Origin of the sequence: Luteolibacter sp. AS25, assembly GCF_046736275.1 — a bacterium.
GTDB lineage: Bacteria > Verrucomicrobiota > Verrucomicrobiia > Verrucomicrobiales > Akkermansiaceae > Luteolibacter.
Map to the genome: position 1 here is coordinate 743,234 of NZ_CP151837.1, position 11,525 is coordinate 754,758.

Genomic DNA, 11,525 nt, shown 5'->3' on the forward strand with positions numbered 1-11,525 from the left:
GGTCACTGACCGTTGTAGGTCTTTGTGATTTGAATTTCATCGGGACCGACCAAACCCATCCAAATAGCTCCCGATCCAAGCTGGCAGATATTGGAATAAAAAATAAGGCCACTCCGCGGGACGTGAAAATTTCACGAAGTCCGATAGAATGGCCTAAAAAAATACGGTGGTTATTCCGTCTTTAGTGGATCAAATTTGTTCTCCTATTTACCCCTTCTTTCGCGCACCGCTTGTGCAAGTGTATCGAGGACTTCCACAGTGCTATCCCAACTGATGCATGCATCTGTGACGGATTGCCCATGGGTGAGCTGTGAAAGATCTGAAGTGAGCTTCTGATTTCCTTCCACCAAGTTCGACTCAATCATCACAGATGTGATGGATTTAGAACCTGCTGCGATTTGCTCTGCGAGATCTTGAGCTACCTTCGGCTGATTGCGGTAATCTTTGTTGGAGTTACCGTGTGAACAATCGATCATCAACGACTTCGGAAGGTTATGTTTTTCAAGCATCTCTTCGACACTTGAAATGCTGTCCTTGTCGTAGTTTGGCCCGGACTTTCCTCCGCGGAGAATAAGGTGGCAGGATTTGTTTCCAGCTGTTGAAACGATGGCTGAGACGCCTTGTTTTGTAACTGAAAGAAAATGGTGTGGATTGGACGATGACTGAATCGCATCCAGAGCGATCTGAATTGAGCCACCGGTTCCATTTTTGAAGCCGACGGGCATGGATAGGCCGGAAGCAAGTTCCCGATGGATTTGGGATTCCGTGGTGCGTGCTCCGATGGCTCCCCATGCGATTAGATCGGCCACATATTGAGGAGAGATGGTATCGAGAAACTCAGTCCCTGCTGATATTCCCATATTTGCGAGATCGAGCAAGAGCTTGCGGGCAACGCGGAGACCACGATTGATATCGAATGAGTCATCGAGGTTTGGATCGTTGATTAGACCCTTCCAGCCAACGGTGGTGCGAGGCTTCTCGAAATACACCCGCATGATAATGCAGAGATCGTCTTTTAAGCGCTCGGCTTCTATCTTGAGTTTCTCGGCATATTCGAGAGCTGCTTCCGGATCATGGATCGAGCAGGGGCCGACTACAGCGAGAAGGCGATCGTCCTGCAGGTTAAGGATGGCGTCTGCTTCTTCGCGGGCATTTGCGACAACTGAAGCCGCTTGCTCATTGAGAGGAAGATAGTAGGCGAGAACTGCTGGAGAAATGAGCGGATTGATGCCTGAAATTCGTAGGTCGTCTGTGCGGTGCTTGGTCACGGGCGAGTATGGAAGAGGTAATCGGGGGGAATGGCCAGTTCTAAGTCAATAACCACCGAGATTTCGCAAAGTGCGGTGATGACGAGCCACCTGAATTTAACGGTTGAGGGGCTGCTGCGGCACTGGTGTCTGCTGCTGGGGGACCGGCGTCTGTGCTGGTTCTGTAAGATCCATTCTGTTCTTGAGCAGCGGGGCGGCAGTCGACCGTGAGATCAAGAATGTTTTCCCTTCGAACTCTTTTGTTTGTCGCAGACGTTCGGAAAGTAAATTGTGGCGTTTAGCGAAGATTTCATCAGCCTCGGCCGCTTGTTTTTTGCTTTCACTTTCAGCCTTTTTTCGCTTCTCGGGTAGCTTTGCAGAAACAGCTACATTCATGAGGAAGTTATCGCTGTCAGTTGACTCCGGTTGGACGGTGAGGTTGTAGATGAATCCCTCGAAAGTGGTTATGGTTGCTTTGATTAACTGATCATTCGGCTGAATTTTAGCCGCTTCTGCGCCGGTTAACACGTCTTCGAAATGGCTGTAGGTATAGAGCAATTTGAGTGCGTTCACGGCGCTGAGATTTGTCTTAAGACCGGGAAAGGTATCCGAAAATAGAAGCTCTTCTGATTCCTCATCGCGGGTGATCGTCCATTCTATTTCATCAGAGCCCGGTTTGGTGACTGAGATAGTTTGGATTTTCTCAATCTGTAGGAATTCGGTGGAGAGCCAGTCTTGCGGGGAAGGGGAGAGCGTTCCCAGAGCTTCTCCAACGGCGTAGAAGCCTGAATCATCCGCGTGATTCCGAATGTAGCGGCCGACTACTCCGCCACCGAGCGCTGACGTGGTGGAAGCTGCTTCGAGGTATTTTCCCAAGGAGATTTTCAAAAGCTCATTTCCCGAAGTGTCCTTGAAAGTAGCGTCGACTCCGTGGGTGGCTGGGTCGGTCGATTCTCCGTCCATCCCGAAATGGGAGGCAAATGACGGACCCGCCTCAATACTCTGGGTTACTTTCAACTGGGTGAGGGTGCGGAGCAGTTGATTTATATCGCGGGTAGTGGCTGGATAGTCATCGCGCTGGGCAACGACCCACTTATTATTCTGCTGAGTTAATAAAACGGATTTTTTTGAGTCGGTAATTTCGATGGTCGCTACTTGATCCGCGGGAAAGTGGGCGAGTAATTTTTCACCAGGGGAACGGTCTGTTGCTTTTTGATTGTGACCATTTTGGGTGCTTTTGATGACAAAAATGGCTATAGCCAGGGCAAAGGCTATGGACCAGAGAGAGAGAATGGTTCGGAGTTTCATGGGGAATTTGGAGCTGGGCTCGGTATTCAGGAGTTATCGTACGCTTTCTCTATCTAGCTCGAGTGGAAGAACGGCGTTTCAAAAATACACCCAGACCTATTAGCACTACGAAAACTGGCATAAATGCCACATTCAGGAGTGTGATGTCTCCTGCCAAGCTGTCTTTCTGACGGCGCAGGTCTTTCTGTTGCTCGCGGATGAGGCGGGAGTATTCGACCTGCTGCTGGCGGAATTTGACTATTTCAGCTTCTTGCTCAGGTGAGAGGTAAAGTTCTGAGCCCTCAACTTTTTGCGCCTGAAGCTCGCGGAGCTTTTTTTCGGCTTCTTCCTGTTTCCCCTGTAGCTCGAGAATTCTGTCGCCGACTTCCCTGTCGAAATTAGCCTCCATCCGTTGGATGAGAGTAAAAGGGCGCCTAGTGGCAGCGCGGGAGCGGGATCCGATGAGGTGTTGTGAGCCTACTGCTTGATCCAGAATATTGAGGAGTAGACTTGAATTTCCATTGGATGGGTTGGCCATCTGGATTCCGCCAAGATTTTGCACAGAATAGGCGAATGCATCATAGAAGGCATCCACATCAGCGATAAGAAATACGTTTCCTGTCTTGGTGGCTGTGGTGATGGAATTTTTCACTGTTGTGTCCCCGTCTGCATTTTCACGAAGTTCCGGTGGACCTTCCGGGAATGCGGTTTTGAATTTCCCCGAAAGATGAGTGACCAGATCAAAATTGGTATTCTCGGATTTGACACTGGTATCGAGCGATGGATCGAGTCGGGCGGCTTTGAATGAATCCACGAAGCCCGCACCTTTCGAGGAGCGTATGAGCGAGACTGCTTTAACTCCAACTGTTCCTTTATTTCTAAAGGCGCCGGGGAGATAGAAAAGGACGGACTCAAGGTTCTGGGTGATGATACTATCCTCACGTGGCATAGCGCTCTGCGGCAGGCTTAGAACCGCGATGCCTTTACGGTCGCCGCCAAGCATCGTTGCATATTCAGGATCCGCGAGCACCTCCGATGAGATGAATTCGATTCCCCATGCTTCCAGCAAGTTGGGAAGAGTGGAGATGGTGGGGATACCCTGTTGCCCCATCATGGGGTTACCTCCTCCTGTCATCTGGGCAGCCAAAGAGTTGGCATCCAGACAGGCGACGACAGTACCTCCACGTAGAACGTATTGATCGATTAGAAATTCTGTCTCAGGAGAAATGCCCGAGGGGTGGATCAGGAGTAGGGTTTTTATTTCTTCGGGATCGATCGATTCCGGATTCATTCCCAAATTCTCTATTTCAAAGGATTGCTGCAGCTGTTGGTAGATTACCCATGCAGGAGCGTTCTGCTGCCCGGGGATCGCTGCAGGTGTGCCTGCGAGATCAAGTGAAGACATGATGCCGATGGTCGGCTTAACTGGAGTGCTGACTTCGGCAATGGATTTGGAGATTTGATATTCCAGCATGGTTTCATCCGCTGGGTTCAGGAACGGTAGCACTACTTTCTTATCGAGTGCGGAAATGGCCAAACCAAGGTAGAGGTTATCACCGTTGATTTGCTCGCCTTGCAGACCATCAAGATTTGCGGAGTCTTCCGCATCCGTGTCGGGCTGTGGGTCGAGATTCTCTATGCGGAGTTTCCCGTCTGAGAGATTTGCGTATTCCTTCAGGAGGTCGTCGATCCGTTTGATGTGGATTTTGACCTGCTCCGGCATGTAGTCGGAATTTCGAGTGGCATAGTAGCGGATGGCTACTGGTGTATCCAAGCCACCGAGAATTGCCTTTGTGCCATCGGATAGGGTGTGGATTCTGTTCTCGGTGAAATCTACTCCCCGGTTTCCGTAGGGAGTGAGTGAGACCAGCCAGTTCGCTAAAATAGCGATGGTGATGAGTGCTGCGATGCCGAGTGCTGCGCGGGAGATGGGGCGTTTCATTCAGGTTCTGATTCTTTATTTCCAATAAATGGAGAGCTTATGAACGTTTCGCGCTAAGGATCGTCGATGTGCCAAGGAGGCAGATACCAATAAAGGTGGTGAACCAGACGAGATCCTGAATACGAAATAGTCCACGGTTCAGGGAGGAGAAGTGATCCCAAACGCCAAATGATACGATAGCTTCGACGGTGCCGGGTGATGTTGCTTTAGCTAACTCGCGGGTGAAATCATCATAACCGCATAATACCATGAGAGTGCAGACGGTGACAGAAACGATGAGGCAAACGACTTGATCCCGCGAACATGCGGATACGAGCATGGTAATTGCGAGAAATGTGCATGCCACTAGAAATGAGCCGATGTATCCGGATAAAATGGCCCCGTTATCAGGATCGCCCAGATAGTTAACGGTGAGTATAATCGGGAAGGTGAGAAGGAGCGCTACGAGGCAGACGGAGGCTGCGGCGAGAAATTTTCCGACAATGGCTGACCATATGGAAATCGGAAATGTGCCTAGAAGTTCGAGCGTGCCACTGCGTTGCTCATCCGCCCATAGTTTCATGCCGATGGCCGGAGCGATGAGCATATAGAGCCATGGGTGCCAGAAAAAGAATGAGTATTCGAGCGAGGCATCCGCGATGCGCATGAAATTTCCAAAGGTAAACGTGAGCCCAAGGGAAAGAATCAGAAATATGACGATGATCGCGTAGGCGGTGGGCTGGGCGAAATAGGATTTCAGCTCGCGATTGAAGATGGTGAAGCTGGACATGGGATTGCGGATTTTCAGGAAGAAGCAGATTGGTAGGCTATGCTTACGCTGCGGCGTCTGTGGTAGTTACTTTTCTGAAAAGGTCGGTAAGAGAGTTCGTACCGGATTGTGCCAAGAGCTCGGCAGGAGTTCCGTCAGCTACAATGGCTCCACGGTCTACGATGACAGCACGGGTGCAGGAGGCTTCGACTTCTTCGAGAATGTGAGTGGAGAAGAGGATAGCTTTGGTTTCACCGAGGCGTTTGATGAGTTGGCGGACTTCGTATTTCTGATTGGGGTCCAAGCCATCGGTTGGTTCATCGAGTATCAGCACTTCAGGATCATGAAGTAGAGCTTGCGCCAGGCACGTGCGGTGGCGATAGCCTTTCGATAGCGTATCGATTGATTGATGGGCCACACTTGTGAGGAAACAGGTTTCGATCGAACGCTCGACGGCTTCATTTTTCTCAATTCCTACGAGTCCCCGAATCTCCGCACAGAATTTAAGAAATCCTGAGACGGTCATGTCGTTGTAAAGAGGCGCGGATTCGGGGAGGTATCCAATCTTTCGTTTGGCAATCTTCGGATCTTTGGTGATGGAGATTCCGCAGATACTGGCATCTCCGGAGGTGGGGGGGATGAATCCGGTGACCATCCGCATGGTGGTGGATTTTCCTGCGCCGTTGGGACCTAGAAATCCGAGGACTTCGCCTTTTTTTACGGTGAAAGAGAGATTATCGACGGCGAGTTTACTTCCGAAACGTTTGGTGAGTTTTGCTGCTTCGATCATAATGCGTTTCCGTATGAGGTCAGAGATGCGGGTTTTAACTTCTATGCACTTTTTGCGACACAGAAATCGGGATTTGTTCGGAAAAATTGCGCGGATTGTGGATTTGCCGCTGGAATACCCGAGAGTGGTTCAGGATGTGATGAGAGATGAGATGGGGAGGCCTGATTGGTCGCGGCGGGAGAGGTTGGGGTTTGTGATGGGCCAGGCAATGTTGAGGGCTGGATCATTCCACGCGAGGACTTTTTCTGTATCCGGACTCCATGGGGAAGAGACGAGGTAGGCGATGGTGGCGGAGCCATATGGGGTGGCCAAGCCGTGGGCTAGGCCTTCAGGAAGGTAGATTTGAGAGGGTAGGTCGGGATTCTCGGCGGAGAGGGTGAAGGTCTCAAATTTTAGGAAGGTCGGAGAATGTGGTCGGAGATCTACGGCTACATCGAAGATGGTTCCGCTGACGACGGTGATGAGCTTGGCCTGGGATCCGGGATCCTGGAAATGGAGGCCGCGGATGGTGCCTGGTTCGGTGTGGGACAGGTTCATTTCTGCCCAGGGGTGGGAGTAGCCGGAGGCGGAGTGGAGGCGCTGTGCGAAAAGGGGTCGGAATGATCCTCGAGCATCATTGAAGCGGGGTGGGCTGAGCAGGGTGACTCCGTGTAGGGTGGTTGCTTTGGTGATCATTTAGTTAGGAGTTCTCTGGTGGTGGTGGCTCCCATGCGCATGGCTGTGTGCATGTTGGGGTAGGTGAATGCTCCTTGGCGGCCGGTGGTGCGTAGGTTGGTAAACCTTTGGAGGTAGGTGGTAATTTCCTTTAAATGTGTTTCGAAGCCGTTGGCAAAGATTGGGTAGGCGTGGGTGGCGTGGATGAGGTGATGGGAGGTGATTTCCTCTGGGGTGCATAGACCTTCTGCCTCGAGGTCAGCGATGATTTCCGGGAGGGCTTGGCCAGTCCATTTTGGGTCATCGATTTCGCAGGTTGTTTCTACGATGAGGGTGGTGTGGCCCTCCGGGCGCACTAGGAGTCCGGCGTTTTTTGGTTCGCCGACGCGGTGGAAGACGCGGTCGCGGTAGTAGGTGTAGAGTGAGTCCATGCATTTTTCCTTTTTGATGAGGAGGGCGTAGACGGTCATCGGTTTGAAGCGGAGCTGGGAGGCTGCGTGGAGGATTTCGGGTGGAGGTGGGGGATCGAGTGCGCGGATGAGGTGGGGGAGTGGGATGGTGGAGAGGAAGTGGCCAGTTTTTGAACCGTGGTTGGTGCCTGTGATAAGGTCTTTGTTGTGGGTGATTTTTGTGATGGGTGAGTCGAGGTGAAGGCTTGCTCCACGCGATTGGAGGGAGGTGGCGAGTGAGCGGGGGAGGGTTTCTGAACCGGTCTTTGAGTAATGAAGTGTCTCGAAGCGTAGGGCTCCTTCGGTGGTGTCTCGGGGTTTGGTTAGGTGAAGTTTTTCGAGGAGGTTCTTGAAAACGTCCACGGCTGAAAGGCGGGGCATTTTGCGGCGGACAAATTCTGCAGAGAGGTCGCGGGGATGAATGCCCCAGTAGCGGTGGGTGAATTCCTCGAAGAAGAATTCGTAGAGCGGTTCGCCGTAGAGTTCGATGAGAGCGGATTGGGCGTCGGCCCCAAGGGTAGATTTGCTGAAGCGGGTTTGGAGTTCTGCGATGAAGAGGCCAGTGAGGCAGCGGGCGAGGGTGAGGGGTGGAATACCTGCCAGAATGTCGCGTCCACGTAGGGGATAGTGGTAGGTCTTTCCGCCCCATTTTATGTGGGATTTCAGCGGGACTTCGATGCGTTCTTCTCCCATGACCTGTTTGCAGGTGGCGAAGATTTCGGAGTCGAAGCAGTGGAGCATGTGGACTCCGAGATCGAACCAGTTTCCGCCGAGGAGGTGGCCGGCGGCGAGTCCTCCGAAGGAGTCTTCCTTTTCATAGAGGGTAATTTTTGCGCCTAGCTCAAGGGCGGTGTGGGCTGCGTAAAGTCCACAGGGACCGCCGCCGAGAATGGTGATGTGTTTTTCAGACATCAAGCAAGGTGATGAGGAGTGAGTGCCTGGTGTTGGGAGATGGGGGTGGTGAGAGTGACTTGGGCTTCGAGGGTGGCGATAGGAATTTTTTGTGGGTTGAGGGGCTCGACGCGACCGTAAAGTTCGGCGGAGCCAATGGCGTGGGAGATCTTTGTTCCGGGAGGGAGGTCGCACTTTGCGTAGGCGTAAACATCGCAGGTTTTTTTCGGGCGTTGTGTGAGGATTGGCTGTCTGGCGACGGCTGCGAGGACGGCTCTTGGGGTCTCGAGGTGGCAGAGGTGGTAGGGGCGATAAAGGAGGTAGTATTTTCCGCAGGGGGAAGTATTGAGTTTGTAGTAGTTGAGGTAGAAAGCTTGCTCGGGGGGGATTTCTTTTTTCGGAGTGACGATGAGGTAGACTCCGCCGCCGGGTTGTGCGCCTAGGAGGTAGTCGATGCGGGGAGTGCCCTTGTAGGAGTCGAAGTCGAAAAGGGTTAGAGCTTCTTCAACGCGTGTGGCGGTGGGGCCGGTCATGCCGCCTTCTGGTGGGAGGTAGCCTAGGGCGTTGGCTAGGACTGCCATTTCAATGTGGAGCTTGGTGCCATCGGTGTATGCGCAGCACTGGGTGGGTGAGAGATTTCGTTTAGCGGCTTCTTCACGGATTGAGTGGGGGGTGGCTGCGGTGTCTAGGAAGCCTTTGATATTTCCAGCCTGGATGATGTCGAAGCCCATAAGATCAGCTTCCTGTATCATGGTTGCTAGGACTCCATGTTGATCGCCAGCGTCAGATGTTATAGTGAGGTTTTTAGCGGCGGCGAGGGCGGCGAGTTCGGGGCCGTGGGCGAGATCTACCTCGGCGTTCATCAGAACTATGTGGGCTTGGTTTTCGAGCGCGGCACGGCAGTAGTCGGCGGCCGGCTCGATGGAATTGGTGGCCTCGATGAGGACGTTGATGGGGTGCTCTTTGAGGAGTTGGTGTAAGTCTGTGGAGTGGAAGGCGTCGGGGGCGAGGGAGGCTGTTTCGCAGGCAGCGTTCATGTCCAGATCGGCGACCCAGGCGAGAGTCATATTTGGGGTGGCGTGGATCTGAAAGGCGATGCCGCGACCCATGCAACCCGCACCGACGAGACCAACGCGAATGAGTTGAGGATCTAGTTTAGGCATAGAGAAATGGGATGTTCACACAACTGGGCGTCACTATACTTCTATCGGTTCAGGGGCCCTCTACCAGTCGTAATCCCAATAGGGAAGCGTCGTGCGGATGCCACTGAAGAGCTTGTTCCAGGATTCTGTCGGCTTCTTGTTTTTTTCCCTGCACACGGAGCACTTTTACAAGCTCCACCGAGGCGCGTGCTCGCTTCGGATGCGCGGCTACCACATTGCGTAGTAGTGGTTCTGCTTGATGGAAATCTCCTGCCCGGGCGTGAATCAATGCCAAGTTGGCACCTGCCAGATAGTGAAACTGATCTTGTGCGATAATGTATCGGCAAAGTGTTTCATCATTCTGCCACGCTTTGAGCTGGTGCCAGCTTAGGCCAGCAAAGACCAGGGCCAATAGGAACATACCTCCGAGCTGCATTTTCTCATTTCGTAGAAGCTGAGCTGCAATTACTCCCACCACCATCGCCATGAAGACCGAGGCAAAGTAGGATAGGCGATCACTGGCAAACTCTAGAGGACTAGGTAACAGACCTAACACAGGTGCTAAGGCCAGTAATGTGGCCGAGCTGCCCGCTAGTAAGAGAAGGTATGTGTTCTCTCTGCGCTTGAGGCAGAGAATCACTAAGCCAGCGACTAGGAGTATTCCAGTTGCTCCTAGTATTCCATTGAGCCAGTGCGCGTGGGCTTCGAAGCGATACTCTGGGTAAAGACCTACCGGAAAGAGCCAGTGTGAAAGATAGTTTCCTAGGGCGCAAAACGGTCGGGCTATGAGAGCGAGGGCTCCTTCAGGAGTGGCGGGGCTAACATTTCCCCGATTGCCCAACATTGTCATTGCCGCTGCAACGCAGGACATCAATCCAAGGCTGATATAACTGACAAGCTTTTGCTTCTGTCCGACCAATAAGCTCAAGACGGCCAAAATAAAGGGTAAGGCTACTACATCCTGCTTACACAATAATGCCGCACCGAAAGCCAAGGATCCCCATGTTCGCTTAGGTTTATGCGAAAGGAAGCATTGCAGGGAGATCAAAGCAAACGCAGTGCTAAGCAATCCCTTCATTGAGGAAATCCAGACGACACACTCTATTTGTGTCGGATGTAACGCGAAAAAGATCGCTGCAAGTCCAACCGCCAGCGGCTGTGAAGGATTTAAACGCTGGAACAGACGAAAGAGCAGATAGGAATTCCCCAGATGAAGAATCAGGGAAGTAGCACGAAACACCCATGCGTTAAAACCAACCAACTCGTGAACTAGGATTCCCAGTGTCCAAGTGCCAGGCATCCAGTTGTGCTCCGGCGCATGGGTCCACGCTGCGATTAAGCGCGAGCTGAGGGGAAGATCAGAGAAAAGAGGATTTCGTAAATAGTAATCCCCGTCCTCAATTTCCAGCCAAGGGTAAGCTAAGCTGGGAAAATAAAGTGCAGCCGTTAATAGAAATAAGGCGATAAGAAATATCCAACTTCTCTGGCACCAGTTCATGTGTGGTCTATCACTGATAGATGAAACTTACTTGCGGCGGCGAATAAACCCAAGGCCGACGAACCCCAAAGCCGCTAGGATTGAGGCACTGGCCTCAGGTATTACGATTGGCGAGTCTGAGATCGTTACAAATCCCATAACATTATCCTGAGCGGCACCTGAGTCATTACGAGTTCCTATGGCGTTAAACGTGTAGGCTTCGATCGATGCGAGTGACTGCCCGTTTTGGTTAGCACGGATTCCGGTCAGGGAAAAATCCTCCCCAGTGGCATCGACTTCGATATTAACATCGTAGTCGAAAAGGTATTGGTTGCCGTTCTGAATAGTTGGTGTGACTACAACATAAAAATTCAGCTTGTCGCCAATCATCAGGCTGGTCGATGGCGCAAAAGTATCTGTAACACTCCCGCGGGAATAAATTTGAACGCCAGCATCCGAGAGGCGCAGGGAGAAAGCCGTCGTATCTGCATTGATGCCATCGGAGCTATTGGGAGTGCTTCCCACCTGGCCGAAGAACATTTCCATAAATGTGCCTCCTACACGTGAACTGAAGTCAAAGTAAGTAGGTGCAGTTCCCGTAAAAGGATTGGTGCCATTTGCGGAGGGATCTAGGACGATCCCGGAGCCTTGGTTATTGCTATTGGAGAATGTGGTCTCACCGCCAGAAATAGAAAAAGTATCGGTTGCGCTGCTCAGGGGGCCGAAAGGATTTGTGCCCGAAGTGATCGTGGTCTGGGCATAAAGGGAAGAACCGCAGAGAAATAAGGCAAGTATTGGCAGTTTCATCGGGCTGAGGGTTATTAGAAGATTTATAGTCTTATAGTTTAATTTTAACTATTACAAGATTTTTACTTTCAGGACTGTTTTTTATAACAAG

At 51.8% G+C, this 11,525-nt stretch carries 10 protein-coding genes; all 10 read right to left on the minus strand.

Going from position 1 to position 11,525, the window contains the following annotated elements:
* Nucleotides 1–203: 203 nt before the first annotated feature.
* The gene (locus tag AAGA79_RS03525; RefSeq protein WP_411827396.1) at nucleotides 204–1,268 is read right to left on the minus strand and encodes a 3-deoxy-7-phosphoheptulonate synthase; all 1,065 of its coding nucleotides are present in this window, start codon (nucleotides 1,266–1,268) and stop codon (nucleotides 204–206) included.
* Nucleotides 1,269–1,364: 96 nt separating this feature from the next.
* Nucleotides 1,365–2,555, minus strand: coding sequence for a DUF4340 domain-containing protein (locus AAGA79_RS03530; RefSeq protein WP_411827397.1), 1,191 nt, complete (start codon nucleotides 2,553–2,555; stop codon nucleotides 1,365–1,367).
* Between the two features lie 49 nt (nucleotides 2,556–2,604).
* Entirely contained in the window at nucleotides 2,605–4,476 is a 1,872-nt protein-coding gene (locus AAGA79_RS03535; protein WP_411827398.1) for a Gldg family protein, read from the minus strand.
* Nucleotides 4,477–4,513: 37 nt separating this feature from the next.
* Nucleotides 4,514–5,245: an ABC transporter permease subunit gene (locus AAGA79_RS03540; RefSeq protein WP_411827399.1), complete on the minus strand. Its 732-nt coding sequence runs from the start codon at nucleotides 5,243–5,245 to the stop codon at nucleotides 4,514–4,516.
* A 43-nt stretch (nucleotides 5,246–5,288) separates the two neighbouring features.
* A complete protein-coding gene (locus AAGA79_RS03545) occupies nucleotides 5,289–6,014 on the minus strand; it encodes an ABC transporter ATP-binding protein (RefSeq protein ID WP_411827400.1) in 726 nt (241 codons plus the stop codon).
* A gap of 129 nt (nucleotides 6,015–6,143) precedes the next feature.
* Nucleotides 6,144–6,689 (minus strand): dTDP-4-dehydrorhamnose 3,5-epimerase family protein, encoded by a 546-nt coding sequence (locus tag AAGA79_RS03550; RefSeq protein WP_411827401.1) that lies wholly within the window; start codon nucleotides 6,687–6,689, stop codon nucleotides 6,144–6,146.
* Entirely contained in the window at nucleotides 6,686–8,029 is a 1,344-nt protein-coding gene (locus tag AAGA79_RS03555; RefSeq protein ID WP_411827402.1) for an FAD-dependent oxidoreductase, read from the minus strand. Before AAGA79_RS03555 ends, AAGA79_RS03550 begins: the two co-directional genes overlap by 4 nt.
* Complete coding sequence (locus AAGA79_RS03560; protein WP_411827403.1) at nucleotides 8,029–9,171, minus strand: homoserine dehydrogenase; 1,143 nt, start codon at nucleotides 9,169–9,171, stop codon at nucleotides 8,029–8,031. The genes AAGA79_RS03555 and AAGA79_RS03560 overlap by 1 nt, the downstream gene beginning before the upstream one ends.
* A 49-nt stretch (nucleotides 9,172–9,220) precedes the next feature.
* A complete protein-coding gene (locus AAGA79_RS03565) occupies nucleotides 9,221–10,648 on the minus strand; it encodes a tetratricopeptide repeat protein (RefSeq protein ID WP_411827404.1) in 1,428 nt (475 codons plus the stop codon).
* 27 nt (nucleotides 10,649–10,675) lie between these two features.
* Nucleotides 10,676–11,434 carry a hypothetical protein gene (locus AAGA79_RS03570; protein ID WP_411827405.1) on the minus strand — a complete coding sequence of 253 codons (759 nt, stop codon included), beginning with the start codon at nucleotides 11,432–11,434 and terminating at the stop codon, nucleotides 10,676–10,678.
* Nucleotides 11,435–11,525 lie beyond the last annotated feature (91 nt).

Bases quoted from the DNA above. Each gene is read 5' to 3' on its own strand.
- AAGA79_RS03560 (WP_411827403.1), bottom strand. From the start codon at position 9,171: ATGCCTAAACTAGATCCTCAACTCATTCGCGTTGGTCTCGTCGGTGCG.
- AAGA79_RS03570 (WP_411827405.1), bottom strand. From the start codon at position 11,434: ATGAAACTGCCAATACTTGCCTTATTTCTCTGCGGTTCTTCCCTTTAT.
- AAGA79_RS03565 (WP_411827404.1), bottom strand. From the start codon at position 10,648: ATGAACTGGTGCCAGAGAAGTTGGATATTTCTTATCGCCTTATTTCTA.
- AAGA79_RS03550 (WP_411827401.1), bottom strand. From the start codon at position 6,689: ATGATCACCAAAGCAACCACCCTACACGGAGTCACCCTGCTCAGCCCA.
- AAGA79_RS03540 (WP_411827399.1), bottom strand. From the start codon at position 5,245: ATGTCCAGCTTCACCATCTTCAATCGCGAGCTGAAATCCTATTTCGCC.
- AAGA79_RS03535 (WP_411827398.1), bottom strand. From the start codon at position 4,476: ATGAAACGCCCCATCTCCCGCGCAGCACTCGGCATCGCAGCACTCATC.
- AAGA79_RS03530 (WP_411827397.1), bottom strand. From the start codon at position 2,555: ATGAAACTCCGAACCATTCTCTCTCTCTGGTCCATAGCCTTTGCCCTG.
- AAGA79_RS03545 (WP_411827400.1), bottom strand. From the start codon at position 6,014: ATGATCGAAGCAGCAAAACTCACCAAACGTTTCGGAAGTAAACTCGCC.
- AAGA79_RS03555 (WP_411827402.1), bottom strand. From the start codon at position 8,029: ATGTCTGAAAAACACATCACCATTCTCGGCGGCGGTCCCTGTGGACTT.